General features: G+C 42.6%; 18 protein-coding genes. 12 read left to right on the top strand and 6 right to left on the bottom strand.

What is annotated here, in order from left to right; genetic code table 11:
* Positions 1-6: 6 nt before the first annotated feature.
* Positions 7-369, bottom strand: a complete 363-nt coding sequence (locus NW213_RS05070; RefSeq protein WP_154042910.1) for a KilA-N domain-containing protein — start codon at positions 367-369, stop codon at positions 7-9.
* A gap of 583 nt (positions 370-952) precedes the next feature.
* On the opposite strand from NW213_RS05070, the gene NW213_RS05065 reads away from it, so the two are divergent.
* The 7 genes from NW213_RS05065 to NW213_RS05035 all read left to right on the top strand — a co-directional run bounded on the left by NW213_RS05065 (position 953) and on the right by NW213_RS05035 (position 8,077).
* A complete protein-coding gene (locus NW213_RS05065) occupies positions 953-1,399 on the top strand; it encodes a MarR family winged helix-turn-helix transcriptional regulator (RefSeq protein WP_154042911.1) in 447 nt (148 codons plus the stop codon).
* Positions 1,400-1,418: 19 nt separating this feature from the next.
* Entirely contained in the window at positions 1,419-2,696 is a 1,278-nt protein-coding gene (locus NW213_RS05060) for a TolC family protein (RefSeq protein ID WP_375338113.1), read from the top strand.
* A gap of 4 nt (positions 2,697-2,700) precedes the next feature.
* Positions 2,701-3,768: an HlyD family secretion protein gene (locus NW213_RS05055; RefSeq protein ID WP_258322032.1), complete on the top strand. Its 1,068-nt coding sequence runs from the start codon at positions 2,701-2,703 to the stop codon at positions 3,766-3,768.
* Positions 3,765-5,369 (top strand): MFS transporter, encoded by a 1,605-nt coding sequence (locus tag NW213_RS05050; protein ID WP_258322031.1) that lies wholly within the window; start codon positions 3,765-3,767, stop codon positions 5,367-5,369. The genes NW213_RS05055 and NW213_RS05050 overlap by 4 nt, the downstream gene beginning before the upstream one ends.
* 86 nt (positions 5,370-5,455) lie before the next feature.
* Entirely contained in the window at positions 5,456-6,244 is a 789-nt protein-coding gene (zupT, locus tag NW213_RS05045) for a zinc transporter ZupT (RefSeq protein ID WP_154042915.1), read from the top strand.
* 107 nt (positions 6,245-6,351) lie between these two features.
* Complete coding sequence (locus NW213_RS05040; protein ID WP_204391998.1) at positions 6,352-7,035, top strand: MIP family channel protein; 684 nt, start codon at positions 6,352-6,354, stop codon at positions 7,033-7,035.
* Between the two features lie 190 nt (positions 7,036-7,225).
* Positions 7,226-8,077, top strand: a complete 852-nt coding sequence (locus NW213_RS05035) for an AraC family transcriptional regulator (RefSeq protein ID WP_235340057.1) — start codon at positions 7,226-7,228, stop codon at positions 8,075-8,077.
* Positions 8,078-8,122: 45 nt separating this feature from the next.
* On the opposite strand, the gene NW213_RS05030 is transcribed toward NW213_RS05035, so the two are convergent.
* Positions 8,123-8,707, bottom strand: coding sequence for an HdeD family acid-resistance protein (locus NW213_RS05030; protein ID WP_204391996.1), 585 nt, complete (start codon positions 8,705-8,707; stop codon positions 8,123-8,125).
* A gap of 200 nt (positions 8,708-8,907) precedes the next feature.
* On the opposite strand from NW213_RS05030, the gene NW213_RS05025 reads away from it, so the two are divergent.
* The 4 genes from NW213_RS05025 (at position 8,908) to ccsA (ending at position 15,500) form a co-directional block, all read left to right on the top strand.
* Entirely contained in the window at positions 8,908-10,200 is a 1,293-nt protein-coding gene (locus tag NW213_RS05025) for a hypothetical protein (protein ID WP_258322030.1), read from the top strand.
* A 39-nt stretch (positions 10,201-10,239) separates the two neighbouring features.
* Complete coding sequence (locus NW213_RS05020) at positions 10,240-11,430, top strand: imelysin family protein (protein WP_204507866.1); 1,191 nt, start codon at positions 10,240-10,242, stop codon at positions 11,428-11,430.
* A 116-nt stretch (positions 11,431-11,546) separates the two neighbouring features.
* Complete coding sequence (locus NW213_RS05015) at positions 11,547-13,223, top strand: di-heme oxidoredictase family protein (protein ID WP_258322029.1); 1,677 nt, start codon at positions 11,547-11,549, stop codon at positions 13,221-13,223.
* Between the two features lie 72 nt (positions 13,224-13,295).
* Positions 13,296-15,500: a cytochrome c biogenesis protein CcsA gene (gene ccsA / locus NW213_RS05010; RefSeq protein ID WP_258322028.1), complete on the top strand. Its 2,205-nt coding sequence runs from the start codon at positions 13,296-13,298 to the stop codon at positions 15,498-15,500.
* A gap of 824 nt (positions 15,501-16,324) precedes the next feature.
* Here the strand turns inward: ccsA and purT are convergent.
* The 3 genes from purT to NW213_RS04995 form a co-directional block, all read right to left on the bottom strand.
* Complete coding sequence (gene purT / locus NW213_RS05005) at positions 16,325-17,494, bottom strand: formate-dependent phosphoribosylglycinamide formyltransferase (RefSeq protein ID WP_258322027.1); 1,170 nt, start codon at positions 17,492-17,494, stop codon at positions 16,325-16,327.
* An 87-nt stretch (positions 17,495-17,581) separates the two neighbouring features.
* The gene (locus tag NW213_RS05000) at positions 17,582-18,655 is read right to left on the bottom strand and encodes a PspC domain-containing protein (RefSeq protein ID WP_258322026.1); all 1,074 of its coding nucleotides are present in this window, start codon (positions 18,653-18,655) and stop codon (positions 17,582-17,584) included.
* Entirely contained in the window at positions 18,652-18,999 is a 348-nt protein-coding gene (locus NW213_RS04995) for a PadR family transcriptional regulator (RefSeq protein ID WP_204392081.1), read from the bottom strand. The genes NW213_RS05000 and NW213_RS04995 overlap by 4 nt, the downstream gene beginning before the upstream one ends.
* 169 nt (positions 19,000-19,168) lie before the next feature.
* Here NW213_RS04995 and NW213_RS04990 point away from each other — a divergent pair, with 169 nt between their 5' ends.
* Entirely contained in the window at positions 19,169-19,669 is a 501-nt protein-coding gene (locus NW213_RS04990) for a GNAT family N-acetyltransferase (RefSeq protein ID WP_154042925.1), read from the top strand.
* Positions 19,670-19,738: 69 nt separating this feature from the next.
* On the opposite strand, the gene NW213_RS04985 is transcribed toward NW213_RS04990, so the two are convergent.
* On the bottom strand, positions 19,739-21,259 hold the full coding sequence (locus NW213_RS04985) for a DUF4301 family protein (protein WP_204391976.1): 1,521 nt from the start codon (positions 21,257-21,259) through the stop codon (positions 19,739-19,741).
* Position 21,260 lies beyond the last annotated feature (1 nt).

Genomic DNA, 21,260 nt, shown 5'->3' with positions numbered 1-21,260 from the left:
ATTATTCTATTTATAATGGTTTGATAATTCAAGTACATACGTTCCGCCTCCGGCACCGTTTTTCGAGAGGATGCCAACCGCTCCGGTCAGTTCCACCCACCTTGAAGGACTCATGGTGAATGCATTGCTGCCCGCTTCTGCCAGAAGGGGGTCGAATTCGACCCCTTTAAACGCGGGGTTGTTTAGTTGCTCCCACAGTCCGAGGTATTCCAGCGTGTTCTTCAGTCGCATCCAGTTCTTCACCACGTCTTTAGGCTCGGCAGGATTTTTCTGGCGAGCGATGTCCGTGATGCAGATATAGTCAATGCCATTATGCTGCAAGGTCCTGATGGTGGTACCTTTCACCTGGAGGGTCGATTTCTTTGCCATAGTATTCTTTTTCTTTTGATTACGCTAACAAAAATAACCCTTTTCCGGCAATAATCATTCTATTTCCTATACAATCTTTTAAAGAACGCTTGTTTTGTGCTGCCGCCTGCGAAAGCGGCCGTCGCACCATTCTGTCTATGGGCAGCTCCGGCTTGACGCTTGCGCCGGGGCAGCTGTATGTGGAATGAAGGTCTTCGTTTCGGTGTCGTCAAAATAAATGGTCGTACCGTCAGTTACGAACTTACCGTTCTCTCTCTTGTAGGGCACGTTGGTAAAGCCGGCGAATGTCCAGTCCTACCGTACCGCTTTCCGTAAACTTGATGGCATTGCACAGCAGATTGTTGCCGATCTGTACCAGCCGGTTGCGGTCACCCATCAGAATGATGTCGCTGCATCCGGTAATGCGCAGGGTCAGGTCTTTGGCTTCAGCCCGTGGTTCAAATTCTGTCTGAATTAGATTTCATTGCTTATTTAATTCTAAATATTCCACTTCAAAACATATCAGTCGGCAAAATTAGTCAAATATTTGACTAATTGAATAAAAAGAATTACTTTTGTAGCGCGAATACAAAAACTTAATTCGATGAATCAAAACGAAAAAGTTATTTCAAGGGCATGTATCCTGCAACTTATCCGTACACGTATGGCATCACGACAGGCGATGCAGAAACTGCTGAAAGAGTCAAATGCAGGAATAACATTCGAAATGCTGCAGATTATGAGCTGCCTGTGGAGCGAACAAGGCATAAGCCAGCAGATACTGGCGGAAAGAACGGCTAAAGACAAGGCATGCCTGACAAATCTGATGACCAATCTGGAAAAAAAAGGTTATGTATGCCGACAGGAAAATCCTAACGACAGGCGTAACAAACTAGTCTTTCTTACGGAAGAAGGTGAAAAATTCCATCAATGGATAGCACCGAAACTGGACGATTACTACAAAAGGCTTGAAGATATAATTGGAAAAGAAAAAATACGTCAGACAGAAATACTGCTAAAAGAACTCCAACATGCCATTGAAACTTACTAGACATATCTTACCGTTATTGATGACCACAGCGTATGCAATAACAGGACATGCACAAACCGACTCTATGCATATATCGCTGCAACAACTATTCGATTTGGGAACGGAAAACAGCCTGCAACTCTCTGCCGACAGGCTGAAAGAACAAATGGCATACGAACGTACACAGACTGCACATATGGCAAAACTACCCGACATCGGGATAGGATTAAAGGGAGGTTTCCTGGGACAACCCATTGTGTGGCAAAACGGACTGAGCAATCCAAGCCGTCCGCAGACACCGGACTGGCAACAGAATTATGCCATCGACTTCACACAACCTTTATATCAGGGAGGACGAATAAAATACAATGTCCGCAAGGCAAACATTGAACATGAAGTGGCAATACTGCAAACAGCCACAAACTGTGCCGACATTAAATTATCACTTCTGGAACAATATCTCAGCCTGTTCAGTCTGTACAAACAATGCATGGTGCTGAACAGAAACATAGACGAATCAAAAAGAAGACTGAAAGACATCCGACGCATGGAGGAAGAAGGTCTGATAACGAATAACGATGTGCTGAGAAGCGAAATGCAACTGACAGAAAACAGGCTGTCGCTTACGGAAACAGAAAACAACATACGTCTGGTTTCACAGCAGCTGGACATCCTGCTAGGTCTGGACGAGACATTGCTGCTGATACCTGATACAGCTTTACTGGGACAGGATTTCGTGACAGAATCATATACGGACTACGTAAACAAGGCTTTCTTTTCCGACCCGTACATACAAGTGCTGCAAAAGCAGACTGAACTGGCACAGAACAACGTCAGAATAGTACAGGCTGAAAAAATGCCTCAACTTTCACTCACGGCTTCAAACACTCTGGCAAGACCGGTTTCAAGAACCTTGGCAGATATGTATAACAACAACTGGAACATAGGATTGTCGGTCAGTTATTCATTGTCGTCGCTGTACAAATACAAACATCGCATGAACGAAGCGCGCCGTGGAGTAATGCTGAGCCGGAATGCCGAGGAACAGCAAAAACAGCATATCCGCACTAACATAAATGCCGCATTGCTGAAACACCACGAGGCGATAAACCAAGTGGAAGTATTGAGGCTGTCAGTGAAACAGGCTGAAGAGAATTACAGGATTATGAACAACAGGTATCTTAACCAGCTTGCAATCCTCACAGACCTGCTGGATGCCGACAATCTACGTCTTAATGCCGAACTGGAACTCACTACGGCACGCACAAGAGTGATTTATACTTATTATGAACTACAACGAGCAATAGGAAATATATAAAGCCATGTCTGTCTATAACAAATACAAACGTTTGAGAAAACAAAAACTGCGTAACATCGTACTCAATACGGTATGTCTGATAATAGCTGTCTCCGGACTTATATGGACAGTAAACTATTTCAGGAGATATTTCAGTTATGAAATAACAAATGACGCATTTGTAGATCAATACATCGCACCGGTAAATATACGCGTGTCGGGATACATAAGCGAGATACGTTTCAAAGAACACCAATACGTAAACGAAGGTGACACACTGGTAGTGCTCGACAACAACGAATATCTGATACGCCAGAAAGAGGCACGTGCGGCACTTCTTGACGCCCAAGGCTCGAAGGATGTACTTACATCGGGCATACAGACATCGCACACCCGCATAGCGGAACAGGAAGCCAACATAGCGGAAGCAAAAGCTAAGTTATGGCAGTCCGAACAGGATTTCAGAAGATACGAACGGCTTTTGAAGGAAGAGTCCGTGCCACGACAGCAATACGACGTGGCTAAAGCCAATTACGAAGCTGCGCAGGCCAGATACACAGCACTGTTAAGCCAAAAAAAAGCGGCAAGATCACAATATGACGAGGCAAACAAAAAACAGGTAAATGCTGAGGCAAGTATCCTTCGTGCGGAAGCTGCCCTTGATCTGGCAAACCTGAACCTTTCATATACTGTAGTCACTGCTCCATACTCCGGTTACATGGGACGGCGCACACTTGAGCCCGGACAATACGTAAGTGCAGGACAAGTTCTGTCATACATTGTCAGACAGTCAGGCAAATGGATTACTGCCAATTATCGTGAGACTCAGATAGAAAACATATACATAGGGCAGCCGGTAAGAATAAAGGTTGACGGACTGCCGGGGAAAATACTTCACGGACATGTTACGGCAATATCCGAAGCCACAGGTTCAAAATATTCACTTGTACCTACCGACAATTCCGCCGGAAATTTCGTTAAGGTACAGCAGAGAATACCTGTCAGGATTGATCTTGACGACGTAAGCGACGAATGCATGAGTCAGTTACGCGCCGGTATGATGGTTGAAACCGAAGCATTGAAGAAACGATGAAGACTGCACGCGAATTAGACATTCCGATACGCCGCTGGGTGCCCGACTATATAGGAGTAATAACAGTATTCCTGATTATACTGCCTGTAGCAATGCTTAACGGGACTTACACGGGAAGCATAGTAGAAGTATCGAACACCCTGGGCGTATATACCGAGGATATAACCATAGGATATTATGCCGCTTCGGCAGGAATGGCCATATCCTACCCCATCGTACCAAAAATTCTGAACGCCTTCTCATCGAAATCCCTGCTTCTGGCAGACCTGACTTTACAATTCTTTTTGAGCTGGTTTTGCGCGCGACAGAACAACATCGAACTGCTTATAGCCTCAAGTTTCGTCATAGGCTTCCTGAAAGGGTTCATCATGCTGTGGGTCATACGCAGAATAAAATTCATATTCAGCCCCAATGATGTGCGCAGCGAATTCTATGCGTACTTCTATCCTCTGGTTTTCGGAGCTGGACAATTGTCAATGGTAGTAACAGCACTCCTGGCATATCATTACGACTGGAAATACATGTATTATTTCATGATGATACTGTTGCTGGTGGCCATTGTTGCCATCATAGTATTTCTACGCCACGACCGTCCTTCGAAACCTGTAGCGCTGAGCGAACTGCATCTTCGCGAAATGCTTATAATATCCACCAGCATACTGATGCTGATATATGTAATAACATACGGCAAGACACTCGACTGGATGGCATCGTCGAGGATTTGCCTGTATATAGCCATCGGGCCGTTCCTGCTTGCCCTGTTCATATGGGAACAGTTCCATTCGCCCAAGCCATACGTAAGCCTGAAACCGTTATTGCAGTGGAAAGCCATACTGGGATATTTCTATATGATACTGATAATGTTTTTCAGTACTTCGACTAATCTGATGACAAGCTATCTCACCACCATACTGAAAGTTGACAATACGCACAGCTATACACTCTATATATGGCTGTTGCCCGGATATATAGTAGGTGCCATAATATGTTTCTGGTGGTTCCGCTGGCAAAGATGGCGCTTCAGGTTTCTAATAGCCGGAGGCATGGCATGCTTTGCGTTTTTCTTCGGGTCACTGTATTTCACCATCTCACCCGACAGTACATACGAGATGCTGTTTTTCCCTCTCTTCATGCGTGGTCTGGGAATGCTCACTCTTATAATAGCATTTGCGCTTTTTGCGGTAGAGGATCTTCCACCCAAATACCTGCTGTCGAACGCGTTTTTCCTCATCACTTTCCGGTCGGTACTTACACCTGTCATGGCATCGGCTTTCTACAGCAATACATTATACCGGCTACAGCAAAAATACATGGTGCAGCTGGCCGAGAATATCACACTGACCGACCCTCTTGCCGCATCACGCTATTCATCGGCACTGACAGGCAATCTGCAACAAGGATATGGAATAAACGAGGCCACACAACTGGCGACAAATACGATGAACAATATTCTGCAGCAACAATCTACACTATTGGCTCTGAAACACATTCTGGAATGGTTGTTTGCGGTTACTCTTGTTATCGCCGTCATATCCCGTTTCATTCCTTTTCATAAGACTGTACGCGTGCCTGTAATACATACGGGTGAAGATATGGTGTGATGTGAAAAAAATTATTATTTCATCAAACTTTTTTCCGGGATATATGGTTATTATATTTGCAGGATATAATTAAACACCAAATAAAGATGATAACCAACAACGACATGCTGTTGGCCTTCGGGCTTACACTGATAGCCGGACTGTCAACCGGCATAGGCAGCCTTATAGCATTGCTGTCGAAAAAGACAGACACACGGTTTCTGTCGGCGTCATTGGGACTGTCGGCAGGAGTAATGATTTATGTATCATTCATGGAGCTTATGCCGGAATCCGTGCATCTGCTCAGCGGAATATACAGTGAACGCGAAGCTTCGGTATATATGCTTCTGGCCTTTTTCATAGGTATAGGGCTTATAGCACTTATAGACTTTCTGGTTCCTGAAGATGAGAATCCGCATGAGATACATTCGTCGCAAGGCAATGACAAGAAACTGAAGCGGACGGGAGTAATGATGGCACTTGCCATAGGAATACATAATTTCCCGGAAGGACTTGCAACATTTACATCGGCACTTACCGACCTTGAAATAGCCATACCTATTGTGTTTGCAATAGCCATACATAATATACCTGAAGGCGTGGCTGTGTCTGTTCCTATCTATCACTCCACAGGAAGCCGCAGGAAGGCATTCTGGTATTCATTCTTGTCGGGAATGGCCGAACCTATCGGTGCACTGATAGGAATACTTTTCCTCATCCCCTTCTGGACTCCTTCAATCAACGCGCTGCTCCTTGCCCTGGTTTCAGGAATCATGGTATATATATCATTCGATGAGCTGCTGCCAAGCACAGAAAAGTACGGACATCACCATTGGGGAATTACCGGTGTAATCTCCGGTATGGCAATAATGGCGGTAAGTCTGTTGCTGATATAATATAAAGAAAGCAAATACCTGATTTTGTGTTAAAACAGGCTTTTAATTTCTATTTTCAAAGAAAAATATGTACATTTATAGACATAAACCTATAAAACCTTATGTTTATGAGAAAGTACATTGCAGAACTATTAGGCACTATGGTCCTTGTATTGCTTGGATGCGGTAGTGCAGTATTTGCCGGCGGTACAGCCGACATCGTAGGTGCAGGAACAGGAACTATCGGAGTTGCGTTAGCTTTCGGCTTATCAGTAGTAGCTATGGCATATTGTATTGGAAACATTTCCGGATGCCACATAAACCCTGCCATCACTTTCGGAGCATGGATAAGTGGCAGGATTGATACCAAAGACGCCTTTATGTACATAGTGTTCCAGATTATCGGAGCCATCATAGGAGCAATGATACTGTCGATACTGGTTGGAACCGGCGGACACGCAGGACCTACAATGACAGGAGCCAACACTTTCGACAACGGAGAAACAGCACAGGCATTCATCGCCGAAGCGGTATTCACTTTTATATTCGTCCTAGTGGTATTGGGCACCACTGACGAGAAAAAAGGCGCCGGAAACATGGCAGGCCTGGCAATCGGACTCACCCTGGCATTGATACACATTGTATGTATTCCTATTACGGGAACATCTGTCAATCCGGCAAGAAGTATAGGTCCGGCTATCATGGAAGGCGGACAGGCACTTAGCCAGCTCTGGCTGTTCATCGTAGCACCGTTGGTTGGTGCGGCATTCAGCTCACTGGTATGGAAATTCATAGGCGGAGGCAAACGTTAAAAAGTCCCGTCATTTAATATCAAATCCACCCCTGTATTGCAACAAAAATATTGTTACAATACAGGGGTTTTTGCTTTATCAAATACATTTACAATAAAATAAAAGGGCAGAAATAAAGAAAAACGGGTCTTTTTTTGGGATTTATTATATAATAAAGTAATTTTGCTCTATATAGAAACGAGCATAAAATATGACACATTTAGAAAAACTAGATTATATACCTCAAAACATAGACCTGATGGCAGGAATGGATATTACGGGAAATATCAAACATCTGTTCAAGACTCCATCAAAGGTTCCGGGATATATGTTTCTGTTATGTTTCCAGGGAACATGTTCAATAACAGTACATCTCACACAATACACAATGAAAAAAGGGACATTGCTTATTTTGCTGCCGGACCTTTATTTTCAGATATTGGAGCAAAGCGATGACTGTAAATTCATTTTTACCGGATTTGCTACCGAACTTGTAAGGAGTTCGTCATTATTCTCAAAATCGATAGAATACACTCCTTTTATATTCGAAAAGCCTGTTTTGCAACTTGACAAAAAGGCGTTTGACCTTATGTATAGCTACTTAAGGATAATTATCAAGGCAAAAAACATTTCGAACAACATTGTCACACAGGAGCAGGCAGCACTGACTTTCACACAGCTGATTTTGGGACTTGGAAATCTTATAAAGAACGGAAAGAGTGTAAACCAGCAATATAACAGAAACCAGGAAATAGTGAAAGAACTTGTCAGAACTGTGGTAATGAACTATCATACGGAAAGAAACGTAAGTTTTTATGCTGACAAGATGCATCTGTCGCCTCAGCACCTCAGTACTACAATAAAGAAGATTACGGGAAAGACCCTGACAGACATCATATCTTCATTCATTATAAATGATGCGAAAGCAAAACTGAAATCAACGGAAATGACGATTCAGGAAATAGCCTACTCACTGAACTTCCCTGACATCTCTTTCTTCGGAAAATATTTCAAAAGATATACAGGCATGTCGCCTAAGCAATACAGAAACACTGAATTATAAAAAAAAGGAAATGCTATGTCTCATCAACATTGCATTTCCTTTTTTTCATTTATCCTTAATCTCTTCTATCGGAGTTATATCGACTATGTTTTCCTCTTCTTTCATTACTTTTTTCTTGAAGCGGATCAGCCTTATCAGGTCAGTCAATGAATAGACTATGGCGGAAACACCAAGTATCGTAAAAGGAAGTGTCGCTGCCTGGAACGGATTTGCCAAGACCACTATACCTGCCAATAACACCAACACAGGAATAACATACATCAGGAACGGCACTCTGGTGATACTGCGCACCGAGATGAAATTAAACAACTGCGAAAGTCCTGCCAACACCAACAACACTCCAAGTACATACATCAGTGTGGTAATGAAAAAGTCAGGCATAATCATAAGCCAGAATCCCAGCAAAGCACTACCCACTGCAGCAACAGGAAATACAGATTTTATTCCTGCCTCTTCCCTACGCTTTGCAGTTGCAAAATATCCAAACACACCTATAAGTCCTGGTAGCAGGAACAGAACTCCAATTGTTATCACAAGATAGCGTACAGCTTCGCCTGGCCATACCACCAACAGAATGCCTATTATAAGAGCACATATACTGCTCAATGCATAGTAATTAAAGTTTCTCATAACAAAATTTTTGTTTTTATTATCAATACGAATTTAAGTATTTATTGCATAAATAACAAAAATATCTCCAATTTGATTGCCTCATATACCTACTTATAGGTATTTTTAAGTATAATTTTACCAATTTATAGGTATTGACGCCACTTTAAAAAGCGGATACCTTTGCCATGACTTAAAAACTATAAAACAGACATAAAATCATGGCAACTGGAAAAATCTTATTTACGGCCGTGTTCTCGGCCCTTACACTCAATGCCGCATTTGCCGACAACAGTGCTGAAAACAAGAAAGAAGAAAAGAAAGAAAGCAGACTTACCTTCGGAGGATATGGCGAGGCTGCCTACAGCAGAAACTTCTTCAGTGACAACTATCTCAGATACACCGATGCGAAAAACTATACCGGAGAAAGTCACGGCAGATTTGACCTTCCACATGTTGTTTTCTATGTGGGATATGACTTTGGCAAAGGATGGTCGTTGGGTAGTGAAATCGAGTTCGAGCACGGAGGAACTGAAAGCGCCGTAGAAATAGAAGAGGAAGAAGCCGGCGAATACGAGAGCGAAATAGAACGCGGAGGCGAGGTGGCACTCGAACAGTTCTGGATTCAGAAATCTTTCTGCAAGGAGTTCAATATCAAGATGGGACATATCATAGTACCTGTGGGAGGGACAAACCAGCATCATATGCCAACAGAATTCTTCGGGGTCTATCGTCCGAAGGGTGAAAACACCATCATGCCTTGTACATGGCACGAAACAGGAATCAGTCTTTGGGGACAGGCAGGAAAATGGAGATACGAGGCCATGTTACTGCCCGGACTTGATTCCGACCGTTTCAACCGTATGAACTGGATTCAGGGTGGAGCCGGAAGTCCATACGAATTCAAGATTGCAAATGCAATGGCAGGAGCTTTCAGAGTGGATAATTACTCGATAAAAGGACTGCGACTTTCAGTGAGCGGATATATAGGCAACTCGTTCAGCAACACTCTGAGCAGAAGCAAAAAGGAGAAGTTCAAGAACGTGAAAGGTACAGTGGCTATAGGGGCATTCGATTTCGGATATAATGACCACAACTGGATAGTCAGAGGCAACTTCGACTATGGTCATCTGTCCGACGCTCAGCTGATAAGCGAATACAATATGGGAATGAGCAGCAACTCCCCTTCTCCCAAACAGGCAGTAGCATCTGATGCCATTGCTGCAGGTATAGAAGCCGGATACGACCTGTTCTCTCAGTTCGAAAAGACAAGGGCAAAGGACCAGAAATTCTACATCTTCGGAAGATACGATTACTATGACTCAATGCACAAAACCAGCGGACTGAAATACGAATACTGCGGAAGAAACCGCATAGCAGCAGGTATCAACTATTTCCCTATGAAACAGATTGTCATCAAGGGGGAATATTCCATAGGACTTCTGAAAGATATTTACAATAACGAACCTGCCATATCGCTCGGTATAGCCTACGCAGGATTCTTCACAAGATAATCAATAACAAATATGTATAACTTTAATTCAACAACTAAAATGAAAAGTATTCTAAAAACTTCTGCCTTTATAGCAATGAGTGCTATCATGGCAACATCAATGACATCGTGCGATGAAAACAATGGTGAAAACCCAGGCGAATTGTCTGCAAAGGAGCAGACACTGAAAGATGCTGTTACTCCCTACGTGAACAACACCGTAATCACCACCTACAAGAGTATGGCTGATGCGGCCATCAAACTGATGAATGCCTGCAATGAAGCGAAAGACAAATTCGACGGCGACAAGAGCGGTGCCCAGGAAAAGATTACAGAAGCCGGTAACTACTGGAAGGAATCAAGAAAATACTGGGAGCTGAGCGAAGCATTCCTTTTCGGTGCAGCAGCCGATTATAACATCGACCCGCATATCGACTCATGGCCTCTTGACAAGGTGGCACTAGAACAGCTGCTTAACAACCAGGGCATGATGAATGCCATCGGTGAAGGCGGTGGAGCATACGTGAGTGCAAACCTGGGATACGGTCTGCTTGGTTTCCATGCCATTGAGTATATGCTCTTCCAGCTCAACGCATCAGGCGACAAGTCATCGGCAAGAGACGTAAATTCACTAAACAAAAACCAGATGATTTACATGGCAGCTGTGGCTGAAGACCTGTGCTTCCAGTGTGTACGCCTCGAAGCTTCATGGGCAGGCATGGACAATGTATCATCCGAAAAACAGACAATACTTACCGACAACGAACTTGAACCGACATTCAATTACGGAGAAAGCATGCTAAATGCAGGTCAAGGCGGTAGCAAATACGTCAATTACACTGATGCCGCTCAGGAAATCCTTCAAGGCTGCATCGACATTGCCGACGAAGTGGCTGAACAGAAAATGGGACGTCCTGCCAACGGAAGTAGCGAAGAGGATAAGAACTATATCGAATCGCCATACAGTCTCAACTCTATTGTTGACTTTGCGGATAATATCCGAAGCATCAAAAATGCATACGAAGGCAGCAACGACGGAGACAAGTCCGTGAGCGACTTCATCGCATCGGTAAATGCCGAAAAAGATAAAGCTGTAAAAGACGCTATAGCAGCCGCAATAACATCTATAGAGAAAATTCCTGAACCATTCGCAAAGAATGCTACAAGCCAGACTACCAAAGATGCCATAGCAGCAGTGGCTAAAGTATCAAATACACTTAGTGAAGCAGCAAACGTATTGAATGAAAATTAATAATAAATATTTACAGTTACAGTGTAAAGTGTGTAACCATAGTGTTATACACCTTTCACTGTTTAACAAAACATAGACATGTATTAAACATCCTTTAAATGTAAAATAACTAACTTATGAAGAAATTTTATTTACTTGCAAGTACAGCGTTATTTGCCGGACTGACTGCATGCCAGGACAATACCGGCGACACACCGGATAACGGCAACCAGCCAGGTGAGCTTCCTGAATGGTACTACACAGGCGGTGAATTAGGCACAGCTTTTCTAGCCACCTCGAATGCCCTAGAACAGCCTACTCCTGCCGTAGAACTGAATGGCATGGACAGCCAGTTCAAGAACGGAGAGGCACTGTTTGAAAAACCTTTCATGAGTAATCACAACGGAGTGAGAAGCGGACTAGGCCCTGTGTATATACGTACATCGTGCATACACTGTCATCCCGGTTACGGACACGGAAAGAGACTTTCTGCCGGAACATTCGAAACAAACAGCATAGGAAACGGATGTCTGCTTGTAGTTTATAATCCTCAGACAGACGCTTACGTAAGCTGGCTTGCCGGTATGCCGCAGACACATGCCGTGGAACCGTTCAAGGCTCCACTGGACGAAAGCAAGATAAAAGTGGAATGGAAAAACCACACGGACGAATGGAACAATACATTTCCGGACGGCGAGAAATACGAACTGCAATATCCTGAAGTTACTATCCCTAAAGAAGCTATATATGTCTACAATCAGGGATATACTTTGCCGGAAGACTATGCCGTAAGATTGGAATCAACTATCGGTATCTACGGTACAGGACTTCTTGATGCCATTTCGGACGAAGATCTGAAAGCCGAATATGCCAAACAGGAAGCCGATGGAATATTGCCCAACGGTATAAATCCGGCATTCTTCAAAAACGGCGAATGGGTGAAACAGTACAGCAACTCAAAGCCAACAGATGTTATACCCGGAACAGTAAAAGAAGAGCATCCGTTCAAGTTCACATATGCACTTAGCCGCGGACCTCTGCAGGACGCAGCAGGAACAAACGCCCTGTGGAATATCACAAACGTGACAAGAACAAACAGAAGATACCACTACCTTGACGCAGCAGGAACATACGCCAAATATTCTGCAAAAGACCCTGAAGTACAGGCCGGATACAAGGATTATATCGAGCAGGCTGACCCTGAAAAGAATCACCCTACATGGCATCCGGCAAGCGAAAATCCGGAAGATATAGAAGCAGCCATACTTGCTTATCTCACCTCGAAAGAACTTGACGTGGAAATGAGCGATGATGACTATGTGGACTTCATGGTATGGCACAGAGGTCTTGCAGTGCCGGCAGCAAGAAATGTTGACGACCCGGATGTACTGAAGGGTAAAGAACTCTTCGAACAGATAGGCTGCACATACTGCCACAAACCGTCATGGACTACTGGCGACGACAATTTCTACGACCCTAACGGCGTTTTCAGCAAAGGCGACAACCGCCTTCCTAAATATCCTAACCAGAAGATATGGCCTTACTCGGACATGATTCAGCACAAGCTATACATGGTGAACGACATACGCACAGGATGGTGCAGGACAACTCCGCTTTGGGGAAGAGGATTGCACCAGAGATGTACAGGCTCGCCTACGGCCGACAGACTTCATGACAACCGTGCACGAAACGTAATAGAAGCCATCATGTGGCATGGAAACGAGAAGAGTGACGCATACTATACCGTACAGAAATTCAGGGAATTGTCAAAAGAAGACAGAGATGCAATAGTAAAGTTTATCGATTCGATATAAGATATAAATATACAAGACTGTCCTCCCATCTGCACATCGGAGGACAGTCTTTCAAACAGACATTCGCTATATATGACCAACAAGTTGCTGAAAATATCCAAACAGACTACTATCATAACTATTTCGCTGCTGATAATAATCATGGTGTCAGCCACAATAGCAGAAAAAACATACGGCACACCATTTGTCAGCCAACATTTCTATTCTAACCCTATTTTCATTGCATTATGGTTTGTAGCCGCCATTTCCGGCATAGTCTATATTATAAAACGGAAACTGTATAAACGGATAATCACTTTCTGTATGCATGCCTCCTTCATCGTTATACTGGCAGGTGCATTCATAACCCATACCTCAGGACTGCAAGGTAGCATACATCTCAGAATGGACGAAAATCCCAAGCAGAGTTTCAAGACGACAGACGAAACGGAACACAAACTTCCCTTCAGCATTTCGCTAAAGGAATTCCGGACAGAATATTACTCCGGCACAAACACACCCATGGATTATGTAAGCACAATATCAATACACGACGGTTCGGATACGGAAGGAACAGTCTCGATGAACCGTATATTCAAACACAGAGGTTACCGTTTCTACCAGTCGGGATATGATGCCGACGGAAAGGGAAGCACACTATACGTAAGCCACGACCCGATTGGCATTGCCGTCACTTACACTGGATATATACTACTCTTTCTTTCAATGATACTGTTCTTCTTTGAAAAGAAATCCGCTTTTAAGAAGAGGATATCTGCAGCATGCATATTACTGTCAATACCATTTGCGTCATCGTTTGCCGAAAACAAACTGCCACCTACTCTCCCTGCAGGTACAGCTGAAGTCTTCGGAAACATACGCGTAAACCATAACGGACGAATTGCTCCACTGCAAACCCTTGCCATTGATTTCACAAAAAAGATATACGGAGGAAAAAGTTATAAAGGACTGTCGGCTGAACAGGTACTGACAGGATGTTTCTCCTATTACGACTACTGGAAAGAAGAGCCGTTTATCCGCATAAAAAGCAAATATGTTCAGAAAGTACTGGGCATAGAAGGAAGGTATGCCAGACTGACCGACTTTATAGGAAGAAACGGATTTAAGATAGACAATCAGCTGAAAACAGAAAAAGACATAAAGCGCATCCGCGAACTGGAAGAGGCAGCGGAGAAATTCAGTCTGATAAGCTCTTTATGTACGGGAAATCTTCTGAAGATATACCCGGTATTCGACAATGAGAAAGGTACATATACATGGTACTCCATTCCTGACAATCTGCCATCGGACATTGAACGCGACAAATGGCTGTTCATAAGATACAGCATGAACTATATTGCAGAGAAAGTGGCAATGAAAGATTTTGGCGGAGCAGAAAAACTGACAGACAAAATCATAGGATTTCAGAAAAAGGAAGCCGGGAACTCACTGCCATCGGATACTGAATTCAAGGCAGAGAGGATATACAATTCATTTGCCAATCTGAAACTGCTCGCCATGTTCTGCCTTACAATAGGCATATTCGGCTACATATTCCAGATTTATAATGTAGTAAAGGGAAAGAGAAAGAACGGAACGAACCTCTGTCTGTTTATACTGCTGTTCCCTACCCTGGGCTACGTGTCTGGGATTATTGCGCTGAGATGGATTATAAGCGGCCACATACCTGTTTCGAACGGTTTTGAGACTATGCTGATTATGTCTGTCGTATCAATACTGTTCAGCATTATTTTCTACAGGCATATGAATAATTCCGTATCGGTAGGATATATAATTTCCGGACTCGCTCTGCTGGTGGCAATGATGGGCGACAGCAATCCTGCCATAACACCGCTTATGCCGGTTCTGTCATCTCCGCTTCTGAGCATACATGTTATGTCCATCATGATTTCTTACTCCCTGTTTGCCATCATGATGCTGAACGGAATATCTGCCGAAATTCTTCACAGGAGCGGGAAAAGAGACAATGAGATTTGCAGTCTGGAAAATAGCAGCCGTATAATCCTTTATCCAGCCGTATTCCTGCTGGTGTTCGGAATATTTATCGGAGCGATATGGGCAAACGTGTCGTGGGGAAGATATTGGGGATGGGACCCGAAAGAGGTATGGGCACTCATCACCATGCTGATTTACTCGGCAGCACTGCATACCGAGTCTATCCGTTCTTTCAGAAGTCCGATGTTCTTCCACCGTTTCTGCATACTGGCTTTTATCTCGGTGCTGATCACTTATTTCGGGGTAAACTTTATACTTGGAGGTATGCACAGTTATGCGTGAGTGAACGGGTGATGAACGATAACTGAAAATTACTTTTTGTCAAAATGATATTTCAACCTCTCTTAAATCAGGAAATTCAGTGGAATGTCTATTCTGTTTCCTAAAATCGAATTTTCAGGGGTACAAGCAAATACATAATGATAGATATATTCATATTAATAAAGAATTTATAATCTAATTTATAGGATAAAAACATCAAATTATCAGCATATTCGCATCCAAAATATCATAATCACAAAAAATTTTTGTTTAAATAAAGATAGAATATAGAACGAAAAAACAGTGAATTTCAGCTTAAATTCCGCCCAAATTCCACTTCAAAAAAAAATGTACTGATGTCTTGGATAGGATGTGCCACCATTTTAGTGAAAACACACGCCCATTTTTGATGAAATAACAGTCCGTTTTATGGCATTTGACTCATAACGTATCGCCATATTTAACTATCATACAGTTTTTACTTATTATATTTTCAAGTAAACACCATAATTAATTTAACATTTCATTTTATTTAAGCCAAACAGGGAAATACACAAGACAGGAAAAGTACAAATTAATTATCATTTTGATAAATAATATAGGAATATAATATCTTTATGTACATAGAAATTATCCAACCAAGAACCAGACAAATTATATACCTATTAAATATGATTATACTAACCAATCATATTGACCATACCTTAGGACTTATATCAAGACTTTAATAAAAAACAGAAACGCCCGCCGTACACCGAGTTCATCCAGTGTTCAGCGGGCGTTTATCTAACATTCATTCTGCGTTAAGCGCGCATTAATTTCCGATTATTTTCAGTTTAGACGTATCAATATACTTCTACCTTTGCTGCAAGCGACTTACATTTGTCACGCAGTGCATCAAGGTCACCTCCTACCTTGTCATAGCAAACTACTACGCCCATACGACGGTTAAGTTTTGTATATGGCTTGCCGAATATACGCAAGTATGTGTCAGGCTGGGAACATACATTCTCTATACCCTTATAGCGAGGAGCGTCCTTGCTTGCTATCGGTGAAAGAATTACCGCACTTGCACCTATGTGTTCCTGAGTAATTCCCGGTATAGGCAATCCAAGAATAGCATACAGATGAAGTTCGAATTCGTTGAGGTTCTGTGTATTTGCCAATGTCACCATACCTGTGTCATGAGGACGTGGTGAAAGTTCTGAGAAATAAACACCATTGTCATGGCTCAAGAAGAATTCCACTCCCCAAAGTCCGTAACCGGTAAGGGCTTCAGTTACTTTTGCAGCCATATGCTGTGCCTCAGCCAAATGTTCTGGAGCGATACGTGCAGGCTGGAAGCTTTCGCGATAGTCGCCTCCCTTCTGTACATGGCCTATAGGAGGGCAGAACAATGTAGGACCGTTCTTCTGAGTAACTGTAAGAAGTGTAATCTCGCTGTCGAACTTGATGAACTCTTCTACAATGAGTTCCTTGATGTCGCCACGGCTTCCGCTGCATCCATAATCCCATGAATACTGAAGATCCTCAGGACCTTTGGCTACAGACTGTCCTTTTCCTGAAGAAGACATCAATGGTTTGATAACACAAGGATAACCTATCTTCTCGGCAGCCTCTTTAAGTTCTTCGTATGATTTGGCATAGAAATATTTGGCAGTCTTAAGTCCAAGTTCTTTTGCAGCAAGGTCACGTATCTCCTTACGATTCATAGTAAAGTTCACGGCTCTTGCACTTGGAACAACCTGAATACCTTCTTTCTCCAGATGGAAAAGACGTTCTGTACGAATAGCCTCAATTTCAGGTACAATAATGTCAGGGCGATATTTTGCTACAACCTTGTCAAGCGCATCGCCATCAAGCATACTGAACACCTCACACGCGTCGGCAACCTGCATTGCGGGTGCACCGGCATAAGAATCACATGCAATCACATACTGTCCCAATCTCTTGGCGGCAATTACAAACTCCTTTCCCAATTCTCCGGAGCCAAGCAAAAGTATTTTTTTAGTCATAATTATAAGAGTTTTTGTCTATATATCTACAAAGATAACATTATGTCTGCAAAGATAACATTTTTCCGAAAATATTATACTTATGAATTACAATATTCTGTGGAACAGAAAATGAGTCGGGTGAATTATGAACGGCGCCTGTGAAACCAACACTATACTTACAGAAGCTGCAACTATCCACAACAAGATCATAACGACTTTCATGGAAGTGGACATAGGCTCTTTCTTACCTGTAATGTGAAGTATAAGATGGATAAGACCAACTACCGGTATTCCTATCAGCAACAATCCGCAAACAACCATAGTGACAGCCACACCGGCAGATGTTCCAACCATATCCCAGTTGATGTAAGGTAATGCCTCATAGAAAAATGCCGGAACACTGACCAACACTCCGGTAGCAGCCATAAGCAATGCAAAAAGCACTATTAAGACTACTATCACTACAGGAGCACAGCATATAGCCAATATGACAAATACCAACTTTACGATGAAGCCTAATACCGAGAAAAATATATTTCCCAATTTTTCAATAAATGTACGTGGCTTCTCGGAATGGACATAATCATTCATCTTTTCAAAACCGTCTGTCACTGTTTTCCCTATATTCTCCATATTCACCGGCTCGCCTTTCATCTGTAGTTTCTCTGTAGCGGTATGTGCCACTGGTATTATAATCCATGCTATGATATATGCCAATATAAACCCATGCAGGAATATGCCGCAAACCAGTACAGCGATACGTGTCCATGCCACATCCCATCCGAAATATGCGGCAAGCCCAGATACCACACCGCCAAGAATCTTGTCGTCAGGATTTCTGAACAGACGACGTTTAGGCGACTCGCCGTTATCCGATGCTCTGTACGAATCATCGACATTAGTGCTTGAGTCGCTTTCAGAATTGATTTCCTCAGGCTTACCCATGCGCGCTATTACTTCTTCCACATTTTCTATAGTGATGACCTGCTGGCCATGAGAGATATATTCCGAAAACAGTTCCGCTATACGGTTCTCCATATCCCTGACTATTTCATCGGCATCGGGCTCAGTGCGGAAATGATATTTCAGATTGTTCAGATAGTTATCCAACAATACGTATGCATCTTCATCTATGTGATAAACAGTGCCGCCTAAATTAACAGTCAATGTCTTTTTCATTTTGATTCAATTGTTAAAAGTTCGTTCCTTAAATGATTTACCGTATTGGAGAGCTCGTCCCACGCTGTTTCCAGTTCGGACAATACCCCTTCTCCATCAGAGGTCAGTTTGTAGTATTTACGTGGTGGTCCTTGAGTTGACTCAACCCACTCATACGAAAGGAGACCATCATTCTTCAGTCTGGTAAGTAAGGGATAAAGCGTACCCTCAACTACTATAAGCTTTGCATCTTTCAGTTTTTGGATTATATCCGATGCATAAGACGGTTCTCTGTGCAACAACAGGAGAATGCAGTACTCAAGCATACCCTTTCGCATCTGGGATTTTACATTATCTACATTCATGATTTTATTATTACTTTGTTTGTATGGCACAAATATATGTATAATTAGATTACCTTGCATTACAAAGTACTTGATATTTTACTATTTTTAATACAATTAACTAAAGTCCGGTTACAATCAGCCCGATAAAAACGTATTTTTGCGAGAGTACAACTAAAAACAAGAATATATGACTGACATTAGAAAAGCTACTACAGAGGATATCAAGCTGATAAACGAGTTGGCATGGATAGCATTTCCCGCAACTTACAAGGATATCCTGACAAAAGAACAGATTGACTACATGATGGACTGGATGTATTCGCCTGAAAATCTTTTAAAACAGATGACGGAAGAAGGACATATCTACTATCTGGCATACTCGGACAACAGGCCTGCCGGATATGTGTCAATACAGAAGGAAGGCGAAGACCTGTTTCATCTGCAGAAAATCTATGTCTTGCCTGAATTTCAAAAAGAGCATATAGGAAAACAACTGTTCTGCAAAGCCAAGGAAGCAGTAAAAGAAATAAACAGAAAACCATGCAGAATGGAACTGAACGTGAACCGCCACAATCCGGCTCTGGGATTTTATCTTCATATGGGAATGAAAAAAGTTTCGGAGGGTGATTTCGACATTGGAGGAGGTTACTATATGAATGATTATATAATGGCGATTGATGTGGAATAAAAAATATGCATGCAGACAGTGGGAAAAGCCACTCTGCATGCATATTTTATTTATTATAATTCCTCAAAATTACTGGTGCTGTTCTCTCAGCAAGTCATTTACAGTCTTAACCGGATTGAATGTGCTCAAAGGAACTTCAACGAAGATAGTGTTCCAGTCACTCATTGAGCCATTCCACAATCCCGGAAGTTCAAGTGCCTTAAGTTCCTTGCCGCCTTTTGATTTATATGAAATAAATCCTGTAGCCTTGTCAACATAATTCACAAGATTGAACTTGTTGCCCTTATAGTCGCGAACGGCACAAACTAGGTCAACCGGATTGAAGTGTGTACCCTTTTCGAACATTGCTTTCTTTTCAGGATCGTTCATGTCAATCTGTGAACTTTCCAAAATCTGCAATGAAACTGTTCCGTCAGGATTATAAGCAAGGAACGGACCACCACCAGGTTCGCCCACATTCTTAACCATACCGCAAACACGCATAGGACGGTTAAGTTTCTTACGCAGGTAAATTACCAGGTCGGCATCTTCCATATCCTTTATATCATCCTTGCGGCAATGGAGCTGCTGCTGAACGAAACGGATGATATTTTCCAATTCATCATGACGATAATGACCGCTGTCAAGTAGCTGAAGATATTCGAAAGCCTGTTTCTGAAGTGTTACAAGAACTCCGGCAAGCAACTTCTTATAAGTTACTGTATCACCCTTCAGTCTGTCAGGAACAACATTATCTATATTCTTGATAAATACTATATCTGCATCAAGGTCATTCAGGTTTTCTATCAATGCGCCGTGACCGCCCGGACGGAACAAAAGTTTGCCGTTGTCGCGGAATGGCTTGTTCTCCATATCTACAGCAACTGTATCTGTGCTTGGTTTCTGTTCAGAGAAACTGATGTTGTATTTTACACCATATTTAGCAGCGTACTGAGCGACCTTTTCATCTACAAGTTTTGCAAACAGTTCGCGATGTTCTGTAGATACAGTGAAATGTACATTCACTTCACCACTCTTTCCGGCAGCATACAAAGCTCCTTCTACAAGATGCTCTTCAAGCGGAGTACGAACGCCGTCTTCATATTTATGGAATTTAAGCAGACCTTTTGGCAATGCTCCGTAGTTCAAGCCGGCAGATTCCAGAAGATTTGCAACAACAGCTTTATAGTTGCCTTCTGAAATCAAAGCCTCAATACCTTTACCGTTGTTCTTTACGCAAGCAGCATCAAGGTCGGCATAAAAAGCAAAATTCTTGATATTGTTAAAGAATTTCTTTTCGAAATCGGTTGTAGGAACATCATAGTCTGCGCCAAGGAATTCGAACATATTCTTGAACATACGGCTGGCAGCACCAGACGCAGGTACAAACTTGACTATTTTCTTATCGCCTTCCTTATATGCATCCCAGGCTGCAAGATATGTTTTCTGTGCTTCTTCACCCGCAAGCATTATACCGCGGTTCTCTACTGATGCAGCTGCAAATAATTTTAGAAAAGGGAAACCTTTTTCGAAACAAGCTAACTGTTCGGCAATCTGTTGTTCGGAAATGCCTTTCTTAGCCAATAAATCTTTGTCTTCTTGTGTTAACATA

The sequence above is a fragment of the Bacteroides sp. ET336 genome, assembly GCF_024733815.1.
Taxonomy (GTDB): Bacteria; Bacteroidota; Bacteroidia; order Bacteroidales; family Bacteroidaceae; genus Phocaeicola; species Phocaeicola cellulolyticus.
Note: the sequence above shows the minus strand (reverse complement) of the source record. Positions and strands in the feature narration are given on the sequence as shown.

Bases quoted from the DNA above. Each gene is read 5' to 3' on its own strand.
- NW213_RS05070 (WP_154042910.1), bottom strand. From the start codon at position 369: ATGGCAAAGAAATCGACCCTCCAGGTGAAAGGTACCACCATCAGGACC.
- NW213_RS04995 (WP_204392081.1), bottom strand. From the start codon at position 18,999: ATGAATGTAGATAATGTAAAATCCCAGATGCGAAAGGGTATGCTTGAG.
- NW213_RS05065 (WP_154042911.1), top strand. From the start codon at position 953: ATGAATCAAAACGAAAAAGTTATTTCAAGGGCATGTATCCTGCAACTT.
- NW213_RS05025 (WP_258322030.1), top strand. From the start codon at position 8,908: ATGGCAACTGGAAAAATCTTATTTACGGCCGTGTTCTCGGCCCTTACA.
- NW213_RS05060 (WP_375338113.1), top strand. From the start codon at position 1,419: ATGACCACAGCGTATGCAATAACAGGACATGCACAAACCGACTCTATG.
- NW213_RS05050 (WP_258322031.1), top strand. From the start codon at position 3,765: ATGAAGACTGCACGCGAATTAGACATTCCGATACGCCGCTGGGTGCCC.
- NW213_RS05030 (WP_204391996.1), bottom strand. From the start codon at position 8,707: ATGAGAAACTTTAATTACTATGCATTGAGCAGTATATGTGCTCTTATA.
- NW213_RS05015 (WP_258322029.1), top strand. From the start codon at position 11,547: ATGAAGAAATTTTATTTACTTGCAAGTACAGCGTTATTTGCCGGACTG.
- NW213_RS05040 (WP_204391998.1), top strand. From the start codon at position 6,352: ATGAGAAAGTACATTGCAGAACTATTAGGCACTATGGTCCTTGTATTG.
- NW213_RS05020 (WP_204507866.1), top strand. From the start codon at position 10,240: ATGAAAAGTATTCTAAAAACTTCTGCCTTTATAGCAATGAGTGCTATC.
- NW213_RS05055 (WP_258322032.1), top strand. From the start codon at position 2,701: ATGTCTGTCTATAACAAATACAAACGTTTGAGAAAACAAAAACTGCGT.
- NW213_RS04985 (WP_204391976.1), bottom strand. From the start codon at position 21,259: ATGTTAACACAAGAAGACAAAGATTTATTGGCTAAGAAAGGCATTTCC.
- NW213_RS05035 (WP_235340057.1), top strand. From the start codon at position 7,226: ATGACACATTTAGAAAAACTAGATTATATACCTCAAAACATAGACCTG.
- NW213_RS05000 (WP_258322026.1), bottom strand. From the start codon at position 18,655: ATGAAAAAGACATTGACTGTTAATTTAGGCGGCACTGTTTATCACATA.
- NW213_RS04990 (WP_154042925.1), top strand. From the start codon at position 19,169: ATGACTGACATTAGAAAAGCTACTACAGAGGATATCAAGCTGATAAAC.
- purT (WP_258322027.1), bottom strand. From the start codon at position 17,494: ATGACTAAAAAAATACTTTTGCTTGGCTCCGGAGAATTGGGAAAGGAG.
- zupT (WP_154042915.1), top strand. From the start codon at position 5,456: ATGATAACCAACAACGACATGCTGTTGGCCTTCGGGCTTACACTGATA.
- ccsA (WP_258322028.1), top strand. From the start codon at position 13,296: ATGACCAACAAGTTGCTGAAAATATCCAAACAGACTACTATCATAACT.